Annotated in this window: 22 protein-coding genes; 10 read left to right on the top strand and 12 right to left on the bottom strand. The window is 65.9% G+C overall.

Annotation, left to right across the window (positions count from 1 at the left end; translation table 11 throughout):
• The first annotated feature begins 27 nt into the window (after positions 1-27).
• The 4 genes from ACNQR1_RS26210 to ACNQR1_RS26225 all read left to right on the top strand — a co-directional run bounded on the left by ACNQR1_RS26210 (position 28) and on the right by ACNQR1_RS26225 (position 3,934).
• Positions 28-705, top strand: coding sequence for a TetR/AcrR family transcriptional regulator (locus ACNQR1_RS26210; protein ID WP_418048546.1), 678 nt, complete (start codon positions 28-30; stop codon positions 703-705).
• Positions 706-715: 10 nt separating this feature from the next.
• Complete coding sequence (locus ACNQR1_RS26215) at positions 716-991, top strand: YciI family protein (protein WP_418048547.1); 276 nt, start codon at positions 716-718, stop codon at positions 989-991.
• 161 nt (positions 992-1,152) lie between these two features.
• The gene (locus ACNQR1_RS26220; RefSeq protein ID WP_418048548.1) at positions 1,153-2,205 is read left to right on the top strand and encodes an NAD(P)-dependent alcohol dehydrogenase; all 1,053 of its coding nucleotides are present in this window, start codon (positions 1,153-1,155) and stop codon (positions 2,203-2,205) included.
• Positions 2,206-2,350: 145 nt separating this feature from the next.
• Positions 2,351-3,934: a transposase gene (locus ACNQR1_RS26225; protein WP_418045203.1), complete on the top strand. Its 1,584-nt coding sequence runs from the start codon at positions 2,351-2,353 to the stop codon at positions 3,932-3,934.
• A 111-nt stretch (positions 3,935-4,045) separates the two neighbouring features.
• Here ACNQR1_RS26225 and ACNQR1_RS26230 read toward each other — a convergent pair whose 3' ends face one another.
• Positions 4,046-4,396, bottom strand: coding sequence for a DUF3349 domain-containing protein (locus ACNQR1_RS26230; protein ID WP_418048549.1), 351 nt, complete (start codon positions 4,394-4,396; stop codon positions 4,046-4,048).
• Positions 4,397-4,540: 144 nt separating this feature from the next.
• Between ACNQR1_RS26230 and ACNQR1_RS26235 the strand changes: the two genes are divergently transcribed.
• Entirely contained in the window at positions 4,541-5,992 is a 1,452-nt protein-coding gene (locus tag ACNQR1_RS26235) for an LLM class flavin-dependent oxidoreductase (RefSeq protein ID WP_418048550.1), read from the top strand.
• A gap of 2 nt (positions 5,993-5,994) precedes the next feature.
• On the opposite strand, the gene ACNQR1_RS26240 is transcribed toward ACNQR1_RS26235, so the two are convergent.
• Positions 5,995-7,371: an alpha/beta hydrolase-fold protein gene (locus ACNQR1_RS26240; protein WP_418048551.1), complete on the bottom strand. Its 1,377-nt coding sequence runs from the start codon at positions 7,369-7,371 to the stop codon at positions 5,995-5,997.
• A gap of 126 nt (positions 7,372-7,497) precedes the next feature.
• On the opposite strand from ACNQR1_RS26240, the gene ACNQR1_RS26245 reads away from it, so the two are divergent.
• The 3 genes from ACNQR1_RS26245 to ACNQR1_RS26255 all read left to right on the top strand — a co-directional run bounded on the left by ACNQR1_RS26245 (position 7,498) and on the right by ACNQR1_RS26255 (position 9,444).
• A complete protein-coding gene (locus ACNQR1_RS26245; protein ID WP_418048552.1) occupies positions 7,498-8,040 on the top strand; it encodes a hypothetical protein in 543 nt (180 codons plus the stop codon).
• Positions 8,041-8,147: 107 nt separating this feature from the next.
• A complete protein-coding gene (locus ACNQR1_RS26250) occupies positions 8,148-8,351 on the top strand; it encodes a hypothetical protein (protein ID WP_418048553.1) in 204 nt (67 codons plus the stop codon).
• A gap of 31 nt (positions 8,352-8,382) precedes the next feature.
• Positions 8,383-9,444 (top strand): YihY/virulence factor BrkB family protein, encoded by a 1,062-nt coding sequence (locus ACNQR1_RS26255; protein ID WP_418048554.1) that lies wholly within the window; start codon positions 8,383-8,385, stop codon positions 9,442-9,444.
• Here ACNQR1_RS26255 and nrdF read toward each other — a convergent pair whose 3' ends face one another.
• The 3 genes from nrdF to ACNQR1_RS26270 all read right to left on the bottom strand — a co-directional run bounded on the left by nrdF (position 9,445) and on the right by ACNQR1_RS26270 (position 12,844).
• On the bottom strand, positions 9,445-10,407 hold the full coding sequence (gene nrdF, locus ACNQR1_RS26260) for a class 1b ribonucleoside-diphosphate reductase subunit beta (RefSeq protein ID WP_064865507.1): 963 nt from the start codon (positions 10,405-10,407) through the stop codon (positions 9,445-9,447).
• 75 nt (positions 10,408-10,482) lie between these two features.
• Complete coding sequence (locus ACNQR1_RS26265; protein ID WP_418048555.1) at positions 10,483-12,024, bottom strand: flavin-containing monooxygenase; 1,542 nt, start codon at positions 12,022-12,024, stop codon at positions 10,483-10,485.
• Between the two features lie 79 nt (positions 12,025-12,103).
• Positions 12,104-12,844: a TetR/AcrR family transcriptional regulator gene (locus tag ACNQR1_RS26270; protein ID WP_039318236.1), complete on the bottom strand. Its 741-nt coding sequence runs from the start codon at positions 12,842-12,844 to the stop codon at positions 12,104-12,106.
• Between the two features lie 151 nt (positions 12,845-12,995).
• On the opposite strand from ACNQR1_RS26270, the gene ACNQR1_RS26275 reads away from it, so the two are divergent.
• Positions 12,996-14,174: an NAD(P)/FAD-dependent oxidoreductase gene (locus ACNQR1_RS26275; protein WP_418048556.1), complete on the top strand. Its 1,179-nt coding sequence runs from the start codon at positions 12,996-12,998 to the stop codon at positions 14,172-14,174.
• A gap of 70 nt (positions 14,175-14,244) precedes the next feature.
• On the opposite strand, the gene ACNQR1_RS26280 is transcribed toward ACNQR1_RS26275, so the two are convergent.
• The 7 genes from ACNQR1_RS26280 to ACNQR1_RS26310 form a co-directional block, all read right to left on the bottom strand.
• Entirely contained in the window at positions 14,245-15,651 is a 1,407-nt protein-coding gene (locus tag ACNQR1_RS26280) for an aldehyde dehydrogenase family protein (RefSeq protein ID WP_418048557.1), read from the bottom strand.
• Positions 15,652-15,792: 141 nt separating this feature from the next.
• Entirely contained in the window at positions 15,793-16,629 is an 837-nt protein-coding gene (locus ACNQR1_RS26285) for a GNAT family N-acetyltransferase (RefSeq protein ID WP_418048558.1), read from the bottom strand.
• Positions 16,630-16,683: 54 nt separating this feature from the next.
• Positions 16,684-17,778, bottom strand: a complete 1,095-nt coding sequence (locus tag ACNQR1_RS26290) for a zinc-dependent alcohol dehydrogenase (RefSeq protein ID WP_418048559.1) — start codon at positions 17,776-17,778, stop codon at positions 16,684-16,686.
• Positions 17,779-17,823: 45 nt separating this feature from the next.
• Entirely contained in the window at positions 17,824-18,180 is a 357-nt protein-coding gene (locus ACNQR1_RS26295) for an antibiotic biosynthesis monooxygenase family protein (protein WP_418048560.1), read from the bottom strand.
• On the bottom strand, positions 18,177-18,932 hold the full coding sequence (locus ACNQR1_RS26300; RefSeq protein WP_418048561.1) for an NAD(P)-dependent oxidoreductase: 756 nt from the start codon (positions 18,930-18,932) through the stop codon (positions 18,177-18,179). Before ACNQR1_RS26300 ends, ACNQR1_RS26295 begins: the two co-directional genes overlap by 4 nt.
• A complete protein-coding gene (locus ACNQR1_RS26305) occupies positions 18,929-19,432 on the bottom strand; it encodes a MarR family winged helix-turn-helix transcriptional regulator (RefSeq protein ID WP_418048562.1) in 504 nt (167 codons plus the stop codon). The genes ACNQR1_RS26300 and ACNQR1_RS26305 overlap by 4 nt, the downstream gene beginning before the upstream one ends.
• Complete coding sequence (locus tag ACNQR1_RS26310; protein ID WP_418048563.1) at positions 19,432-20,124, bottom strand: hypothetical protein; 693 nt, start codon at positions 20,122-20,124, stop codon at positions 19,432-19,434. The genes ACNQR1_RS26305 and ACNQR1_RS26310 overlap by 1 nt, the downstream gene beginning before the upstream one ends.
• 321 nt (positions 20,125-20,445) lie before the next feature.
• On the opposite strand from ACNQR1_RS26310, the gene ACNQR1_RS26315 reads away from it, so the two are divergent.
• Positions 20,446-20,841: a hypothetical protein gene (locus ACNQR1_RS26315; protein WP_418048564.1), complete on the top strand. Its 396-nt coding sequence runs from the start codon at positions 20,446-20,448 to the stop codon at positions 20,839-20,841.
• The last annotated feature ends 14 nt before the right edge of the window (positions 20,842-20,855 follow it).

Here is a 20,855-nt window from a genome sequence, read left to right on the forward strand (position 1 = left end):
CGTGGCCGAAGGGCCAACCATGGCCCTATGGCAGGAAGACCACGGGTACATGCCCAGCGTCGGCATGGGCTGACGGCTCGTGACGAAATCCTTGACGCCGCAGGGGAACTGTTCACCGCAACTGGCTACGCGGGAACCTCGACGCGGGCGATCGCCGAAGCCGTCGGCGTCCGCCAAGCGTCCCTGTACCACTACTTCAAGACCAAGGACGACATTCTGTGCGCACTGCTGGAGCAGACCGTTGCGCCGACCCTCGAGTTCATCCCGAGCCTGCTGGGCACCGAACCCGCATTGACCGCCGACGAACATCTGCACGCCTTGGCGGCGTTCGACGGTGCCCAGCTGATGTCGGGCCGGTGGAACCTCGGCGCGCTCTACCTGCTGCCCGAACTGCGTGAAGCCAAGCTCGAACCGTTCTGGTCGGACCGGGAGCGGTTGCGGCTGCACTATCTGTCTGTGAGTCGCGCGCTGAGCCGGCGGACCGGCGTTCACGAAGCGGCCGCCGACCTCCCGTTCCGGCTCGTCGAATCGTTGGTCAACGTGTGGTCGATGCCGCCCGGTCCGGAACGTTGCGAGATGCCGTTCCACGTGGCGGACGCCTGCATGCGCGTTCTGGGCATCCCCGACGAAGAAGCCGCCGCACTGCGGTCACGTAGCCACCGGGAGATCGACAGACACATGAGGAGCCGCTCGTCCGACCCGTAGTCTGCATGGCATGTTCCACGTCCTCACCACGACTTACCTGCAGCCCGTCGACGTCGTCGACCAGACCCGCCCCGCCCACGTCGCGTGGCTCAAGGAGGAAGTGGCCGCAGGCCGCATCCTGCTGGCCGGGCGTCTGGAATCGGCCACCGGCGCGGTGCTCATCACCGGTGACCTCACCGATGAGGAAGTCGAGGACGTGATCGCCCGGGATCCCTACACCTTGGAAGGGCTCATCCGCTGCGAACGCACGTCCTTCAACGGGTCGGTCCGCGCGCCAGGGTTGTGACCTGCGCCCGGCTTTGTTCGGGGAGATATGTCACACCCGGTAGCGGGATTATCGCCGTCGCCTGCGTCGTTGCACGCTAGGCACTGCCGTCACAGGCAGTAGTCAGTTAACCGGACTAATCTTTCCGGGACACGCACAGACGACGAACAAAGAGGGCTTTGATGAGCACTGTTTATGCCTATGCCGCCAACTCGGCGACCGAGCCGCTGGCCAAGACCACCATCACCCGCCGCGAGGTAGGCCCGCATGACGTGGCCTTCGACATCCACTTCGCCGGCATCTGCCATTCCGACATCCACACCGTCAAGGGCGAGTGGGGCACCCCCAACTACCCCGTGGTAGCCGGTCATGAGATCGCCGGCGTCGTCACCGAGGTCGGCTCGGAGGTGACCAAGTACAAGGTCGGCGACCACGTCGGGGTCGGCTGTTTCATCGACTCCTGTCGGGAGTGCGACAACTGCAAGGCCGGTCTGCAGCAGTACTGCACCGGCGATTACGGCATGCACGGCACCTACAACTCCACCGAACGAGACGGTTCCCCCACCTACGGCGGCTACAGCGGGGCGATCGTCGTCGACGAGAACTACGTCCTGCGCATCCCCGACAGCATCCCGCTGGACGCGGCCGCTCCCCTGCTGTGCGCCGGCATCACACTCTTCTCGCCGCTGCGCCACTGGAACGCCGGGCCGGACAAGAAGGTCGCCGTGATCGGCCTCGGCGGCCTGGGCCACATGGGCGTCAAGCTCGCCCATGCGATGGGCGCGCACGTCACCGTGCTCTCTCAGTCGCTGAAGAAGATGGAAGACGGTCTGCGACTCGGCGCCGACGAGTACTACGCGACCAGCGACCCGGACACCTTCCGCAAGCTGCGCGGCAAGTTCGACCTGATTCTCAACACCGTGTCGGCCAATCTCGACCTGGGTGCGTACCTGGGCCTGCTGGCCGTCGACGGCACGCTGGTGGAGCTGGGCATGCCCGAGCATGCGATGGAGGTTCCGCCGTTCCCCCTGGCAGGCATGCGCCGCAGCCTGTCCGGTTCGATGATCGGCGGCATCCCGGAGACCCAGGAGATGCTCGACTTCTGCGCCGAGCACAACGTGACCCCGGAGATCGAGGTCATCCAGCCCGATTACATCAACGAGGCCTACGAGCGCGTGCTGGCCAGTGACGTGCGGTACCGCTTCGTGATCGACACCGCCTCGCTGCGCGGCTGAGTCACGGCATTTCGTCAACGCCGCGGTTTGCAGTCACCTGGTGGCTGTTGCAGAATCGCGTGTCTGGGGAATCGCCTTGCCGGGTGCGTGACTGGAGGCGCTGTTCTCGAGACACTGGGGTGTGGCTCGTGGGTATCGTCCGGTGGTGCGTGATCAGCAGTTCCTGTTGCCGCCCAACATGGTCGACTGGTTGCCCGAAGATCATCTGGTCTGGTTTGTGATCGAGGTTGTCGAGCAGCTGGATACCGCGGCGTTTCATGCCAATCGCAAGCTGGGTCGGGCAGGCCGGCGGGCCTATGACCCGGACATGCTGCTGGCGTTACTGATCTATGCCTACGCCAGCGGGGAACGCTCCTCGCGCCGCATCGAACGACTCTGCAGCGATCACGTGGCGTTTCGGGTGTTGTGTGCTCAGGACGCTCCTGATCACACCTCGATCGCCCGGTTCCGCGCCGCCCATCACGACGCGTTCACCGGGCTGTTCGCCCAGGTCCTGGCATTGTGTTCGGCTGCGGGGATGGTCAAGGTCGGGCTGGTGTCCATCGATGGCAGCAAGATCGCCGCGAACGCGTCGCGGGGCGCGAACCGGTCACCGGAGTCGGTGGGGCGCGAGGTTGAGCGGATCAGCCGCGAGATCGCGCAGACCGTCGTGTCCGAAGCGGTGGCCGTCGATGCCGCAGAAGACGCCGAACACGATCGGCCAGGTGGCGGCGGCGATGGTCTGCCCGAGCAGTTCGCCCGTCGCAGTGGCCGGGCAGCCAACATCGCCAAAGCCGTCGCAGAACTGCACCGCCGCCGCGACGCCGACGCGCACGCCGACGCCGCCGATCGCCAGGATGCCGAGCAGTATCTGGTTAGGGTCCAGGCCGGCGGGCCGGTCGGGCGGCCACCAGAAAACGTGGATCCGGTGCGCTACCACCAAGCACGAATTCAACACGCCCAGAACCGCATTGATGCAGTCGATGGCGTCGGAGGGGCCGCCGCCTCCAGGATCCGCCGTGATGCCCGAGGCAAGCTCAAGGCCGCCCAAAAGGCCTTGGGCAAGGTCCAGGCAGACATCGCGGCCGGCCACCAGCCTGTCCTGCGCGGCAAAGCCGCCCAGGCACGTGATCGTCGCGCCAGGCGAGCGCAGGCCCGCGGCGCCTCGGCAGACCCGGTCAACACCACCGACCCCGATTCCCGGTTGATGCTCGAAGGCAACAGCGGCGGATCGGTGCAGGCCTACAACGCCCAGTTCATCGTTACCGATGACCACTACGTCCTGGGCGTGCACACCAGTCAAGACGCCAACGACACCCACTGCTACCTGCCGGCCATCGCCGAAGCCACCACCCAGGCTGACGCATTGGGAAAACAGATTGGCCTGGTCCTGATGGACTCGGGCTACTTCACCGACGAAAACCTCACCGCCGCAGGTCCTGAACGGCTCATCGCTCCCGGAAAGAACCGCGACCTGCACACCGAAGCCCGCGAAGATCCCACCGACGAGCCACCACCGCCAGAGCTGGCACCCAAAGACGCCATGCGTTACCGGCTACGCGACCCCGCCAACGCTGAGGCCTACAAACGCCGCGGCGCCACCGTTGAACCCGTCTTCGCACACCTCAAAGACCAGATCAAACTGCGCCGATTCTCCCGCCGAGGACTACCGGCAGTCACCGCTGAACTCAACCTCGCCGCCACCGTCATCAACCTCCTGCGCCTGCACAACGCACAACCGGCCACCTAGAGACCATGGGAAACCGAAAGCCCTGCCACATCCAATGACAGGCCAGGCCATTCGTCAGCCGCCCAGAAAATGCAACAGCCACCTGGTGACCGCAAACCGCGGCGTAACGCGTTATTGGATGTCTGAATCTGGGGCCGCGTCGGCTTCCAGTTCGACGCCGGCCAACGGCCAGCCCGCTGCGGCCAGTTTGGCCGCCACGCGCGCAATGTTCTCCGGACCCGCGTCGTGGTCGGTGACATCGGCGATGAATTCCGCGATGTCGTCGCGGTCGATCGGATCGTCGATGTCGGCCGGTGCCGAGGCCTCGGCGATATTGCGCACCACCTCGGCCACCTGCTCCTCGGTGAGCGGCGTGGCCCGGAGCAACGCGAGCAGCGGAACGCGATCGGTGCCAGGGACCCCTTCCGGGTAGCCGGCACGCAGCCAGTTCAGGACCGAGATCAGCAGCGACTTTGTTGACACCCGGCTAAGTTTCGCGGCTGCCCGGCAAACCCACCACTGGACGCGCCGACAGTTGTGCGGCCATTCATTCGTGGTTCATCGCCAAAACAATCCCGCTGAGCGCAACCGGTGACCGGTTCCCCGCATCCCGGCATTCTCGGCGCAGTGACCCGCGTGATCCGTTTCAACGCCTTTGACATGAACTGCGTCGCCCACCAATCGCCCGGTTTGTGGCGCCATCCCGAAGACCAGTCCTGGCGCTACAAAGACATCACCTACTGGACCGAACTGGCGAAGTTGTTGGAACGCGGTCGTTTTGACGGCTTGTTCATCGCCGACGTGCTGGGCACCTACGACGTGTACGGGGCCAGCGACGAGGCGGCGATCCGCCAGGCCGCACAGATCCCCGTCGGCGACCCGATGCTGCTGGTGTCGGCGATGGCACTGGTGACTGAGAACCTGGGGTTCGGGATCACCACCGGAACCGGATTCGAGCACCCCTACCCGTTCGCCCGGCGCATGTCGACGCTGGATCATCTGACCAACGGCCGGGTCGGCTGGAACGTGGTGACCGGATATCTGCCCGCTGCGGCCCGCAACATGGGCCAGACCGACCAGCCCGCACACGATGCGCGCTACGACCACGCCGACGAGTACCTCGAGGTGCTCTACAAGTTGTGGGAAGGCTCCTGGGAGGACGACGCCGTAGTGCGTGACGCCGAACGCGGGGTCTTCACCGATCCGGCCAAGGTGCATCACATCGGCCATTCCGGCGCGCATTTCAGCGTCCCAGGGGTGCATCTGGCCGAGCCGTCGCTGCAGCGCACGCCGGTCATCTACCAGGCCGGCTCCTCACCACGCGGGGTGCGGTTCGCCGCCGAGAACGCCGAGGCGATCTTCACCGCTGCGCCCACCAAAACCCTTCTGCGCGAGACGGTTTCCACGATCCGCGCCGAACTCGAACTGGCGGGCCGGGACCCGTACTCGGCCAAGATCTTCAACCTCACCACCATCATCACCGGCGACACCGACGAAGACGCCCACGCCAGGCACGCCGAGTATCTGGCCTACGGCGACCCCGAGGGCGCACTGGTGTTCATGTCCGGGTGGATGGGAGTGGACCTCGCCCGCTACGGCCTCGACGAACCGATCGGCAACGTCGACTCCAATGCCATCCTGTCGGCGGTCAAGGCCTTTCAGTCCGCCTCGGACAAGGGCGGCGAGTGGAACGTGCGCGACATCGCCGAGTGGGGCGAGATCGGCGGGATGGGGCCGCGCATCGTCGGGTCCGGTGTGCACGTCGCCGACACCTTGCAGGAGTGGGTCGAGGAGACCGACGTCGACGGCTTCAACCTGGCGTACGCGATCACGCCCGGATCCTTCGCGGAATTCATCGACCACGTGGTCCCGGTCCTCACCGAGCGCGGCGCGTACCAGACGGCGTATGCACCGGGCAGCCTGCGCAACAAGCTGCTGGGCAACGGCGACCGCCTGGACGACGAGCACCGCGGTGCCAGTTACCGTGTGGGCGGGAAGAATTCGACGATCATCGAGCGTCCGTCAACCCTGCCGTCCTCGTCGGCATCGACGGCTGCCCAGCCCGCCCGGGGCCGCTAGTCTCAACGTGGCGCGGCCTGGACGCTGGAGGGTTGTTGTCCCACCGTCGACGGCGGCAACTCGGTCTCTTCCACCCCGGGCGTGTTCAACTGTCCGGCCAGCCACGGTAGCGCGGCGCCGAAGGCGTTGGCGGCGAACGCCCAGTCGTGCCGGCCCGGCGCGGTTTGCACCGAGCACGCGATCGCGTCGGCATGCGCGGCGTTGCACAGCGTGGTCGCGGCGACATCCTGAGCCTCGGGATTGGCTGTGGGATCGTGGGTCCCGCCACGCTGCGAAACGGGCACCTCGAACCACGCTGTGACATCGGAGTACGGACCATGTCGACGCATGATGGTGACCGGATCGTAGGACGCCCACGCGTCGGCGTCCCCGCCGAAGAGCCGGTTGATCGTCTGCGTCCTGTCTCCCGCGTTCGGTCGCAGGTCACCGGCGATGTCGATGAACGACCGGAACATGTCGGGGTGCATCAGCGTCAGGTCCACCGCACAGGTGCCGCCCATCGACCAGCCCGCGATCCCCCACCCGTCGCGGTCGGCGCGCACGCCGAAGTTCGAGATCAGGTACGGGACAACGTCTTCGGTCAAGTGATCGGCCGCGTTGCCCCGAGTTCCGTTGACGCACTCCGTGTCGTTGGTGAATGAGCCGGTGGCGTCGACGAACACGAACACCGGCGCATTCCCGCCGTGGGCGGCTGCGAATCCGTCGATGATGCCCAGCACGTTGCCCGCCCGCAGCCAGTCGGCCGGGGTGTTCAGCTGTGACCCGATCATCATCACCGCGGGAAGCTGCGGCGGCGGATTGCTGGCAAACCAGGCCGGCGGAAGATAGACGAGTTCACCGCGGTGCGCGAAGCCCGACGCGGCCGAATCGATCGTCACCGGGACCAGGACTCCGCTCGGCGGCTGGAAGTGGGCCAGCTGCATCTTCGTCACCGTCAACCGGTCCGTCTGCCCCGGCAGCGGACTCGAGGTGAGCTGCTTCCACATGCCGTCCACGGTCGGGAAATATCCGACCCAGATGTTGAGGGTCAGCACACAGGCCAGCCCGCAGGCCCCGATCGCCACCACCGATGCGGCGCGCCGCCACCACCGGGCACTCACCCATCCCACCAACGCGACGCCGGCGGACAGCGCGGTCAACGCGATCCAGACCCACAATTCCAGCGGACCCGCATTGCCGGCCACCCCGATGGAGTCGATGTACCAGTAGGTCACGCCCGCCAGCACAGCGGCCATGATCACCAGTGCCGGCAGGATCCGGAAGCGCCAGCGCGGCGAGCGCCAGCCCACGGCGGTCCCCAGCAGCAGTGCCGCGATCAGCTGCACGACGACGGGGAACCAGCCGTGGATCAGCGAGATCTGCGCAATGAGCTGGTACATCAGGTCATTTCATATCAACGCCAGCTGTCAGCTCGCTGGAGGGACGCTGAGCGAGCGGCCGTGAACAGCTGCGGGATCTTCGCCAGTGGTACTGCGTGCCAGGACGGCACCTCTTACAGTGGCGTGATGCGCATGAGGATTCTGGTGGCTCTGATGAGCGTGGCGGCCGGCGCCGGCCTCGGCGTCCCCGGGGTGGCAGCAGCGGATCCGCCGCCGCCTCCGCCCCCGCCGCCGCTCAATCTCAACGCGCTCACGCCCGTGAAGCCGTCAGACTTCGCGATGCAGAACGGCCAGTACTACGCCTTCGCCGTACCGGGCGATATCGCGTGTGCCATCAGCCGCGGGTCGGGCAATTACGGTTGCAGCGGACCGCTTCCCGCAGCTCCAGATGGGGCCAACGCGGTCACGGGCGGACAACAGGGGCTGCCCACGTTCGTCAGCGACAACCGGCCACTGTTCGTCTTCGACACGCTGCCGAATCGGTTGCTGCCCGGATCGCGCATCAGCTTCCGCAACGTGACGTGCGGGACCGACGGCACGGTGACGGTGTGTGCCAACTCCTTTGACGGGGCCGGGTTCGTCCTCAGCCCGGGAGGCAGCCATACCCTCGATGTGAACAATCCGCTGCTGCTCAACACCGGTGAAGGCCGCAACCCGTACGCCAACTAGTCGGCAGCCCTGATCGCCTCGTCTTCGGCGACCGCTGCACCGACGACCATGCCGAGTGTGCCGGGAGAAACAGTGTGGTGCGGGCGCCGGGCGGGTAACCGGCAGACATGGAACGCAAGCCGACGATCAACGTACCGTCCGCCACCCTCGTGTTCGTCATCGTGATCACCGCTTCGGTGCTCGTCAGCATCGCTGCGTTGAGCCTCGGCCTGCCGGGTCCGGGTGTGATGGCCGGGATCGTCGCCTTGTCGACGCTCGGCGTGGCGCTCGGCCTGTCCAATCAGCAGGAACGCCGCCACAGCGGGCGATGAGAGACGCCGGCGAGCGAATTTCACCCGAAAGATGACCAGCACCGAGCACGTGAACGAGGACGAAAACCGTTCGCGCCCAGCGCCGGACGCGCCGAGTAAGCCGGACTCGCCCACCGACTTGACCCGACCCTCGCTGCGCTACGTGGTGCGGCGGACCTTCTCCGAGTTCAGCAGTGATCAGTGTATGGACCTGGCCGCTGCGTTGACCTACTACGCGGTGCTGTCGTTGTTCCCTGCTCTGGTGGTCGTGGTGTCGCTGGTGGGGGTGATCGGACAGGGCCGGCGAACGGCGCAGACTCTGTTGGAGATCGTCGGTGACATCAGTCCCGGCGGAGCGGCTGACACGCTGCGCCAGCCCATCGAGCAGCTCGTCGATGCACCCACGGCCGGTCTGGCTCTGGTGATCGGGATTCTGGGCGCGCTGTGGTCGGCGTCGGGTTATGCCGGGGCGTTCGGACGGGCGATGAACCGGATCTACGACGTCGAGGAGGGCCGCCCCGCCTGGAAGCTGCGTTCGCAGCAGTTGTTGCTCACCGCAGTTGGTTTGATAGGCGGCGCCGTCGGGGCGCTGCTGTTGACCCTCAGCGGTGACGTCGCCAAGGCTGTCGGTTCGGCACTGCACCTGGGCGAGACGACGGTGACGGTATGGACCGTGGCTCGTTGGCCGGCGCTGCTGGCCCTGGTGGCTGTCGGCGTGGCCGTGCTGTATTACTTCGGGCCCAACGTGCAGCAGCCGAAGTTCCGCTGGATCAGCGTGGGCGCCGGCATCGCCATCGTGGTGTGGGCCGTGGCGTCGCTGATGTTCGGGGTCTATGTTGCCAATTTCGGCAGCTACAACAAGACATTCGGCTCGCTGGCCGGCGTGGCGGTGTTCCTGCTGTGGCTGTGGATCACCAACGTGGCCTTGCTGTTCGGCGCGGAGATCGACGCCGAACTCGAGCGCGGCCGTCAGCTGCAGGCAGGTATCCCCGGCGAAGACGAACTGCAGCTGCCGCTGCGCGACACCGACGCCATCGACAAGAGCGCCAAGAAGCAGCGCCGCGGACTGCTGAGCGGCCGACTGTTGCGGCGCACGCGCGGCCGCCGCGTGTGACTAGAAGTCCCAATCCTCGTCTTCGGTGACGACGGCCTTGCCGATGACGTATGAGGAACCCGAGCCCGAGAAGAAGTCGTGGTTCTCGTCGGCGTTCGGCGAGAGCGCGGACAGGATCGCCGGGTTCACGTCGGTCTCGTCCTTGGGGAACAGCGCCTCGTAGCCGAGGTTCATCAGCGCCTTGTTGGCGTTGTAGCGCAGGAACTTCTTGACGTCCTCGGTCAGGCCGACCTCGTCGTAGAGGTCCTGGGTGTACTCGACCTCGTTGTCGTAGAGCTCGAAGAGCAGCTCGTAGGTGTAATCCTTGAGCTCCGTACGCTTTTCCTCGTCGACCAGGGCCAGGCCGCGCTGGTACTTGTAGCCGATGTAGTAGCCGTGCACGGCCTCGTCGCGGATGATCAGCCGGATCATGTCGGCGGTGTTGGTCAGCTTGGCCCGGCTGCTCCAGTACATCGGCAGGTAGAAGCCCGAGTAGAACAAGAAGCTCTCCAGCAGCGTGGAGGCCACCTTGCGCTTGAGCGGCTCGTCACCCTTGTAGTACTGCATGACGATCTCGGCCTTGCGCTGCAGGTTCGGGTTTTCCTCCGACCAGCGGAACGCGTCGTCGATCTCGGCCGTCGAGCACAGCGTCGAGAAGATGTTGGAGTAGCTGCGGGCGTGCACCGACTCCATGAAGGCGATGTTGGTGTAGACGGCTTCCTCGTGCGGGGTGAGCGCATCGGGGATCAGGCTGACCGCGCCGACGGTGCCCTGGATGGTGTCCAGCAGCGTCAGACCGGTGAACACCCGCATGGTGAGCTGCTTCTCGTGCGCGGTCAGCGTTCCCCACGACGGGATGTCGTTGGACACCGGCACCTTCTCCGGCAACCAGAAATTACCGGTCAGCCGATCCCAGACCTCGGCATCCTTCTCATCCTGGAGTCGGTTCCAGTTGATCGCTGAGACACGGTCGATCAGCTTCATGCCTTCGCTCACCGGAACCCCATTTCGCCAGGTTGATGTGTTTGCCGGACGGCACCCACGACACTACCCCTGGGGTCAGCCACCAGCGGTGACCGCAACACCTTGTGTTTCCGTGTCGCGCGCCTCATGGATGAAATCGAACTCCGCGGGGTCCAGCTTGCGCGTTGCCAGCCAGTACTGCCAGGTCATGCCGCTCCACAAGGTGCGGTTGACGCCGTGGGCGTCCATGTACCAGCTCCGGCAACCTCCGGTGTTGAACACCGTGTCGGCCAGATCGTGTTGCAGCTCGGCGTTGAACGCCGCCTGGGCACCGGGGCTGGGTGAGAGCGCCTCGGCGCCTGCTTTGTCGACGGCGGCGATCGCCTGACCCACGTAGCGGATCTGCTGCTCGATCATGAACACCACCGAGTTGTGCCCCAGCGCGGTGTTGGGCCCCAGCAGGAAGAACAGGTTCGGCATCCCCGACACCGCGATGCCGCGGTGGGCCGACATCCCTTCGCGGTTCCACCGGTCCACCAGGTCCTCGCCGCCGGCACCCTTGATGTCGACGTAGGTGTAGGAATCGGTGACGTGGAATCCGGTGGCGTACACCACGACGTCGACCGGGTGCTCCACGCCGTCGGCGGTGACGATGCCGGTGGCGGTCATCCGGGCGATGGACTCGGTGATCACCTGGGTCTTGGGGTTGGCGATGCCGCGGTAGTAGGTGTCGGAGTTGAGGATTCTCTTGCAGCCGGCGCGGTAGCGCGGGGTGAGTTTGCGGCGCAGCTCGGGGTCCTTGATGCTGCGGTTGATGTTGTAGCGCCCCATCGCCTCGCCGATCTTGAGCAGCCGGGGCTGCTGGGTCATGGCGAAGCCGACACCTTCGTGGATCCAGTAGATCGCGGCGCGCATCGCCGCCCGGGTGCCGGGCACGTAGCTGAACACGCGCCGAATCCACTGCGGGAACTTGTTGTTCACCCGCGGCATGACCCACGCCGGGGTGCGCTGGTAGAGGTGCAGTTCGGCGACGTCCCTGACGATCGATGGCACGATCTGGATCGCGCTGGCGCCGGTGCCGATCACCGCGACCCGCTTACCGGTGAGGTCGACGCTGTGGTCCCACTCGGCCGAATGGAAAGCCGTGCCGGTGAACTCCTCGCGTCCCTCGATCTCGGGAATCAGCGGGATGTGCAGACCGCCGGCGCCCGAGACCAGGAACTGGGCGATGAACTCCTGGCCGGTGTCGCTGAACACGTGCCAGCGCAGCTCCTTCTCGTCCCAGTGGGCGCGGTCCACATGGGTGTTGAACCGGGCGTAGCGGCGCAGCCCGTACTTGGCGGCCACGCCGAGCAGGTAGTCCTGGATCTCGGGCTGGAACGACCACATGTGGCTCCAGTCGGCCTTCGGCTCGAAGGAGAACGAGTACATGTGCGACGGGATGTCGCAGGCACACCCCGGGTAGGTGTTGTCGCGCCACGTCCCGCCGAACTCGTCGGCCTTCTCCAGGATGAGGAAATCGACGCCACGGCGTTGCAGCTCGATTGCCATCCCCATCCCCGAGAACCCGCTGCCGATGATCAAGGCGCGGGTCTGGATTGGTTGCTGACCCTGCGGCGAGGGTTGGGCAGCCGTCATAGCTCAGGTCCTTTTCTGGGAACGGCGGTACCGGATACTTCCCAGTCTCCGGACCTGGGACCCTACTGTCAACGAGTGATCAGCTGGCGTGCTGGCGACGCTGGACACCCTCGTGAAGCGGCAGATCCGGGTCGATCCAGATGCCGAGCAGTTCACAGGTGCCGTTGATGGAACCGACCATGATCGTGGTCAGGTGGTTGACGAACTCCTCGGCCGGCATCCGGCGCGGGCTGTCCTCATCGGTGCCCAGCCACCAGTCCGTGGCCGACGCACACGCACCGAAGGTGGCGAATGCCGCCAGCTCGATCGCGGCCCCGTCCAGTTCCATCTCGCGCAGTTCGTTGGAGAACATGTCGGCCATCGCCAGGGTGATGCCGCGACCCTCGTTGAGCGCGCGCATCGTCGATTCGCTCTGTTCGGCGAACCGGCCCTGGATCAGGAACCGCAGCACATTGGGGTGTTCGTCGACGAGGAGCACGTACTGCTCGACGCTGCGGCGGATGACCTCCCGGGCCGGGTCGGCACCGAGGTTGATCGCCGGGAAGATCGCCGACCACAGCATGTCGCGCAGCCGCTCACCAATGGCCTGGAACAGGTCGGACTTGTCGGCGAAGTGGCGGTAGATCTTGGGCTTGGCCGTACCGGCCTCTTCGGCGATCTCCCGCAGGCTGACCTCGGGGCCCAATCGGTCGATCGCCCGGAACGAGGCGTCGACGATTTCCGAGCGCACCTTCTTTCGGTGCTCACGCCAGCGCTCGCTACGGGCGTCAACCTTGACACCCGGGCCATCGCTGGAATGTGATCTCGACGTTCGCCGCACGCGATTACTGTACCCGCCCTGATAGCGCTGACCTGCCCAGACCGCCCCATAACACGCGGTTTTGCCGTTTGACCCGGGCGTTCGCCCGTCAAGCCGCCGACAGCCGGCTTGGGTACTATCGCAGCCACAGTCAACTGATGAGACGAGGCTCATGACGCAGCGATACGACCTGGTCATAGCCGGTGGCGGCCCGTCAGGGTCAGCCGCGGCGTGGCAGGCCGCCCAGACCGGCGCCAAGGTGCTGGTACTGGACAAGGCAGAGTTCCCCCGCGACAAGCCCTGTGGTGACGGGCTGACCGCCCGAGCGGTGAGCTACCTGCAGAAGATGGGACTGGCCGAAGAGGTCTCCAAATTCCACCGGATCAACAAGGTGACCGTGTACAGCCCCAGCGAGTGGGACCTGTTCTTCCCGCGGCGCCCCGGGATGCCGGATCACGGCCACACGGTCAGCCGCACGGAGCTGGACACGTTGCTGCTCAAGCACGCCGAGTCGGCCGGTGCCGAGGTCCGTCAGGGCGCCGAGGTGGCCGGGCCCGAGTTCGACGCCAACGGGCGCGTGGTCGGCGTGGTGCTCAAGAGCGGTGAAAAGGCGTTCGGCGACGCGGTGATTGCGGCCGACGGTGCCTACTCCCCCATCAAGCGCGCGCTGAAGATCGACTCGGACTACAACGGCTACTCGGCCATCGCGATTCGCTCGGAGATGCACGCCAACCGGCCGGACTCCGACACGTTCGAGATCTACCTCAAGCTGCTGTTCCAGGGTGATCAGCTGCCCGGCTACGGCTGGGTCTTCCCGATGGGCGGCGGCCGGTTCAACATCGGCCTCGGCTACGTCAACAGCTACAAGAACTGGCAGTCGATCAACGCCACCCAGTTCCTCGGCGACTTCCTGCGGACGCTGCCGGCCGAATGGGAACTGCCGCCGATCGAGGAACTCAAGAAGAACAAGAGCGTGCGGGCCTGGCGATTGCCGATGGGCTTCACGGCGTGGCCGCCGTGGCGTCCGGGGGTGCTGTTCGTCGGCGACTCCCTGGGGGCGGGCAAGCCGGTGTCGGGTGCGGGCATCTCCAAAGCGCTCGAATCCGGTTTGACCGCAGGCGAGTGCGCAATCGCGGCACTGAACAACGGCGGGCCCGACGATTTCACCAACTACGAGCAGCGGATGCAGGCCACGTGGGGGCGTGAATACCGCCGCGGCCGGTTCTTCCACAAGCTGGCAGGCATTCCCGGCGTCGCGGGTGCGGGCCTGAAGGCGTTGGACAACCACACCTTCCGTGATCTGCTGCTCAAGTCGCTGTACAAGAAGGCGCAGAGCCCGCAGCACACGTAGTCGTTCGGAGCACCAAATGTGAAGCCTCTGCGATGTTTTCGCAGAGGCTTCACATTTTCTCGGCGAAGCGCTACAGACCGATGTAGACCGATTTGGTGTTGAAGTAGGCCTCGAGCCCCTTCTTGCCGCGTTCACCACCCCAGCCCGACTGCTTGTGACCGCAGATCGGCATCGACGGGTCGGCCGCCAGTGCCGAGTTGACCCAGATCTGGCCACCGCGAAGTGCATTCGCGACGCGGTGGGCGCGGCTGAGGTTCTCGGTCCAGATGGCGCCGGCCAGCCCGTACTCGGTTTCGTTGGCCGCCGCGACCGCTTCCTCTTCCTCGTCGAACGGGATCACCGACCCGACCGGCCCGAAGATCTCCTCGGTGATCAGTCGCATGTCCGGGGTGGTGTTGGTGACGATCGTGGCCTCGTAGAAGTAGCCCTTGCGGTCCATCGGCTTGCCGCCGGTGATCACCTCTGCTCCGCCGGCCACCCCGTCGCTGACGATGCCCTCGACCCGCTTGCGCTGCTTCTCGCTGATCAGCGGCCCCAGTACCGAGGTGGGATCCTCATATCCGCCCATCGGCAGCATCTGGGCGAAGCCCGCCAGGCCCTCCACGACCTGGTCATAGATCTTGCGCTGCACATAGATCCGCGACGTGCATGAACAGTTCTGCCCGGAACCGGCGAGCAGGCCCATCCCCGCGCCCATGATCGCCTTGTCCAGATTGGCGTCGTCGAACATGATCAGCGGCGACTTCCCACCGAGTTCCAGCGTCAGGCGCTTCAGATTGCCCGCGGCGGCCTGCACGATCAGACGCCCGACCTCGGTCGACCCGGTGAACGCGATCTTGTCGACATCGGGGTGTGCCGTCAGTGCCGCACCCGTGGTCTCGCCGTACCCGGTGATGACGTTGAGCACACCATCGGGTAGCCCTGCCTCACGGAAGATCTCTTCGAGTTTCAGCGCGGACAGCGGGGTCTCCTCGGCCGGCTTGAGCACCGCACTGCATCCGGCCGCCAACGCCGGGGCGACCTTGAGCATCGCGACGAAAAACGGCCCGTTCCACGGAATGATCAGCCCGACCACACCGACCGGCTCCAACTGGGTGAAGGTGTGGTACTCCTCGAAGTGGCCGAGTAGCCCGTCGGAGATGAGATTGGCCGATTCGCCGTGGATCTTGCCGACCCAGCCGGCGTAGTAGATCAGCATCTCGTTGGCCACCTTGATGATCTGCTGCGCAGCCATCGCATTCATGCCGTTGTCGCGCGCCTCGATCTCGGCGAGTTCCTCGGTGCGCGCCTTGATGATCTCGGCCGCGCGGAAGAGCACCTCCGCCCGGTGCGCTGCGGGCAACTTACGCCACACCCCCGACTCGAACGTCTCACGCGCGCGGGCCACCGCCGCGTCGACGGCAGCCTGATCCGAATCCGGGACTTCCGCGATCTGCTCCTCGTTCGACGGGTTGAAGACCGCAATGGTGCTACTCAATGTCCTTCATCCTTTCGTCGCGCTGCACCAAATCACCGCGAGCTTATGCGCGTAAGTTGTCAGCGTCCAGAGGCACCTTCCGCGACTACGGGGAACCGCGACCCGTCGGCCCGCACGCGCGGGCACAGAGGTCGGCGGCTGTCAGTTTCCGGCAAATGTGTAACGCACGTCATCGGCGACGGCCTCGAAGCCGATGCGCTGATACACCCGGTTGGACACCGGGTTGTCGGTGTCGGCGAACAGCACCACCTCGCTCGCCCCTCCGCGACGCGCGAATTGCGCGGCGGCGGCGGTGACCGCGGCCGCATACCCGTGCCCTCGATGTTCGGGCGGGGTGTACACCGGGCCGATGCGGGAGGCGCCGACGACGGCTGCGCGCACCCGCGCCATGCTGACCGGTTCCCCGGCCACCTCCCACAGCAAGACGTGGTCACCGGTTTCGGCGATCGAGGTGAACATCTTCTGACTCGCATCGACGTTCGACGGCTCGCCGAACGCTTCGATGAAGAACTCGTTCAGCCAATGCGCCACCGTGTCCGCGTCCCCGGCTCCAGCGCTTCGCCATTGGCCGGCGACACCGCTCGGAGCTGCGAGTTCACCCAACCGGTAGAGCACGTCGCGGGACAACTCGCTCGCCCGCACACCCGTGACCGCATGCCACGCCTGCGTGAAAGCCGTTGCCGTGGCCGGTGTTCCGCGCGCACCCGACAGGTTCGCCGCCGCGGCAGCCAGCGTCCGGGCCGCGGTCATCGCAGTCTCGGGTGGCAGGCCGTTCACCAACAGCACCGAGTCGCGCGTCTGCACCGCCGCACCCACCACTCCGTTTCCGTAGCCGACCGACAACAGGACCTGGTCGCCGGGCCAGGGCGTGGTGCGCAGCGTTGTCAGCTCGAGGGTGAACAACACCGGGTCCGGGTGGTAGACGGACCGCCCGGAAGGTTCGAAGTCGACCAGTGACTGATGCAGGTGTGCCTCCACGCATTCAGCGTCGAGGCTCCGCCCGGTGATCGCCACTGTTTTTTCGAGCGGGACTCACGGCTGTGCCACCACCATCCACATCGGCCTATCACCCCCGCGCTGGTGCATGGCACGGATCGCTTCGGGCGTCTCGTACAACGGGTATCGATGGGTGATCAGCGCGTCGGCACTCATGGCTCCGCTGCCGAGTAAAGCGAGTATGTAGTCGGAGTCGTTGCGGGTGGCGCCGCGGATTCCGACGATGGTCCAGCAGTTCATCATGACGGTGCTCAACGGCCACGGAGCCGCGGTGTTCGACCCCAGATGGACCAGGTATCCGCCGGTGGACAGGGCGGCGGCACACTGGGCCACGGTCGGCCCCGTGGGCGTGTAGTCGACGACCGCGTCGGCACCATCGGGCAACAAGGCCTTCAAGACATCGGACAGGGCTTTGCCGGCGGCCCACCCCGATGGCAGGTCATCGGTTGCGATGAGGTCGGTGGCGACGCCGCAGGCAAGGGCACTGACCGCGGCGAGGCGCTGGCGACTTCGGCCGACCAGGACCAGCCGGGCGATTCCGAAAACGTGAGCCAACAGCACCGTCGCCGCACCGATGCTGCCGGTGGCGGCGGTGAGAATCACCGTGGCTCCAGGTTCGATGCGGGCACAGGTCAGAGCGCGGGCGGCGGTGGCCAGATGGTTCACTTTCGCGCCGACCTCGAAGCTGACCCGGTCGGGCAACAGGTCGACGAGCCAGTACGGGACGCGGACGTACTCAGCCAGGGCCCCGTCGTGATAGCGGGCATACAGCGGCAACGGACCGTCGCCGAACGCCCCGTGCCCCATGATCGCCAGCCGCGGACACATCATGTCCCGGTCGCTTCGACAGTAGACACAGTTGCGGCAGTTGAGATTCGGGTGGATGCGCACCCGTTCACCCACCTTCACGGTGTCCACGCCGGTGCCGGCGGCGACGACGGTGCCGGCGCCGTCCGGGCCCAGCGTGGACGGAAGGTGCGAGAAGCGGCCCAGTTCCAGGACCCGCAGCATTCCCGGCGAGATCCCCGCCGCGACCACCTTGACCAAGACCTCGTCGGGTCCGAGATCAGGGACATCGATCTCGTCGAGATGCACTTCCAGGGAACCTGGGTGTGCTCTCGCCGCGAGCATGGTCAGCACCACCCTCGTGCCCGTGGTTCAGCGGGTGGGATGCACCTACTCATGGCGATGAGCGCTGGCAACCACCCGGTACAGCGCAGGTGTGGCGGTAACGGTGAAATCGAACGCCCGGCGGGCGGCGTCGCGCAGAGCGTTGAACTCGGGATTGCCCAGCGCTGCCTCGAACGCTTCCCGGCTTTCCCAGTGCGCGACGTTGACGAGCTGGAATCGAGCGTCCTGGTCCACCGCGCGGTGCAGTGTGTAATCGATGAACCCGGGCAGGGTGCTCATCAGCGCGGCACGCTGTTGCCAGTCAGCCAGGAACTCGTCGACACGGTCGGCCGGGACATCGACGGTGTTGATCAAGGTCAGAGTCTGACTTTCGACGTCAGAGTTGTTGTCCGGATAGGTCATTGGGTTAGCTTCTCTCTTCCGCTGTGCGATCCGGCCCGGCCGCGGAGCAGTGCGGTGGGCAGGTTGGGTTTGATCCCTTCGCGCCAGATCGTCTGCGCGACGCTCTGGTGCCGGTTGGTGGTCGCAACGGCGACCGTCTTGCGGTGATAGTCGGTTCGGGTCAGCTGGTCGGCGATTGCCGCCGCCAGGTCACGGCGTGCAGTCTGACGGCCGGCGATGTGGTCTTCGGCGATGCGGTAAGTGGTGGGTGGGCCGAGGTTGGCCAGCCCCAGCGGGCGCATGATCGTCCAGTCCAGGCCGGCGGCGGCCACGATGGATTCCATCCGGGCCATGTCCGCATACAGCGTGCGGCCCAGGCGCCCCAGGATTCGCCGGGCCACCGTCCGCTCGGCCCACCCCCACTCCGGATCGATCCAGTCGCTCAGTGCCGCAGAGCTGGTGACGATCAGCCGCCCGCCGCCGGCCCGGGCCATCGCAGCACAAATCGCCTCCGCCGATGCGGAATACAGGTGGATGGGGTGACGGCTGAATTTTGCGCCGAGTACGGACACGACGGCGTCAGTTCCGGCGATCGCCGCCGAAACATCTTCCGGCGCCGTCGCGTCACCGCCCAACACCCGCAACCGGTGGGCGGCGAGCGGAAACGTGGCCGGGCGCCGGGTCATCGCGACCACGTCGTGACCGTCGTCCAAAATTCGCGCGGTCAACAACTGACCGGTCGGGCCGCTGGCCCCGAAAACGGTGACTCTCATGATCTCGTCGCCTTCGTCGTTGTCTGCTTGTGCGACGAATCATCCAGGGCCCTGGTCGCTTCCGTCACCAGGGCGCACGCCTCGTTGAGATAGGCCAGAACGGTGGCCACCTGTGTCGGGGTCATGCTCGCTTGAAGGGCATCGAGCCTGCCGCTGCCGTCGCGGTAGAGGTCGGCCAGGCGGGCGAATCCCACGGATTCGATCTCGACGCTGCGACGGTCGTGGTCCTGGTGGCGGCGGACGACCCACTGGGCGTCCTCCAAGCGCCGCAGCACGCCGGTCATGGTGGCCGGTTGCATCGACAGCCTGCGGGCCAACGCCGTCGGCGACTGCGGTCCCCCACGAGTCAGGACGTCGAGCACCTCAAGATCCGAATCCTTCAGACCCGCGATGGACGCCACCTTCCGCGTGCTCAATGCCAGTGCGATACGTAGGTCCTGCAATGCCGTACGCAGGGTGGCGTCATTGCCGGTTTCGGTGCCGGGCGGTCGGTTCGCCATCACTGTCCTTCCAGATCGACGGGTCGGACGAAGATCGGCAGTGAGGTGAGGTGCTGTCGAACGAGTAACCGCCGCACATACCGGTAGAAGCTCGGACGCAAAAGCTGTCGCGCCATGAAGGCCGGCACCCCACCCGGAAGGCGGGCATAGTTGACCAACACGTACGGCGCGGACCGGTCGGGAACCAGCAGGGTGGAATTGTCGATCCCGGTCTTCGCGGCGAACCACGCGGACAACGCCCGCCAGGTGGTGACGGCGGATTCTTCGTCAGCCGGGCCGGTGAAGTGGTTGAGCAGAATGTTCGGCGCCGGTGAGTCGTCCTCGGTGACACCGAAGCGCGCCCGGTTGTCGGCCGTGAACGTCGTCAGCGGGCCGGTGCGCGCGAGGGCCGCGTCGTTCAGTACCGCTCTTGCGGTCGGCGTGTCGCGGACGCGTACCAACATGACCACGTCATGCAAGGGCGCCCCGGGGACGGGCACGATGACCGTCGTCTGAAATAGACGCACCGCCAACACGTCTGCCTGTTGGGACAAGTCACGGGCAACGGTCCGCAACCGGGCGAGTTCGTGCCGACGCTCGGTGCTGGGTCGCAGGAACGGCCCGATTCGCACTGGGTCGATGCTCCATCCCACGTACACGAACAGATCGGGAATGACGGGGCCGAACGGTGGGGGCGGATATCTCTCAGCCATGGGCTGACTCCTCGCGAGGTATTTATTACGAGATTCGTATTATCTGTAATTCGTACTATATGCACCGTCCGTGCCACTCGCAACATCCGGACGGGGATTCGCAGCTAGCGTGGCAATGTGCATCGGCGAGGCCGTTTCGGCAAAAACTGGGCATCAGCGGTGACCCTCGGGGTACTCGCATGTGCCACCGCCTGTTCGCAGGCGGTCAGCGGGCAGCCGCTCCCCGCGGGTGATGTTCACGCCACTCCGGCGCCGGACAACTCCACCGTTACGTGGCGCGATCGTGTCCTGCCTTCGGACTGTCTGCTCACCGGTGAGCAGATGTCAGCCCTCGCTGGCGTCGAGATCGACGACGGCTACGACACCGACATCAAGAACACCGACGGGACAACCGGACGCAGCTGCAAGTACTACGCCACCGCAGGTGGCGTGCTGTCGTTCACCGCGAATATCAAGGTTCAATCACCATCCACCGGGGTGATCACCAAAGAGCTCCTCGCCGGCATCGGCGAGCCCGGGGCCACAGAGGTTCCCGGCATCGGCCGACGCATGGTCATCGAACCTCTCACGCCCCCGAGCGGTTTTCCCGTTATGCGGGTAGCCACCGACAAATATCTGACGAACGTGGTGCTCGTGATCGGCAACATCCCCCGGCCACCGGACGTCGCCGCGTGGAAACAGGCGGCATCGGAGATCCTCAAGGCGCTCCCGACCTGATTCATCGTCAGGAC

Origin of the sequence: Mycobacterium sp. 48b (assembly GCF_048282725.1) — a bacterium.
GTDB lineage: Bacteria > Actinomycetota > Actinomycetes > Mycobacteriales > Mycobacteriaceae > Mycobacterium.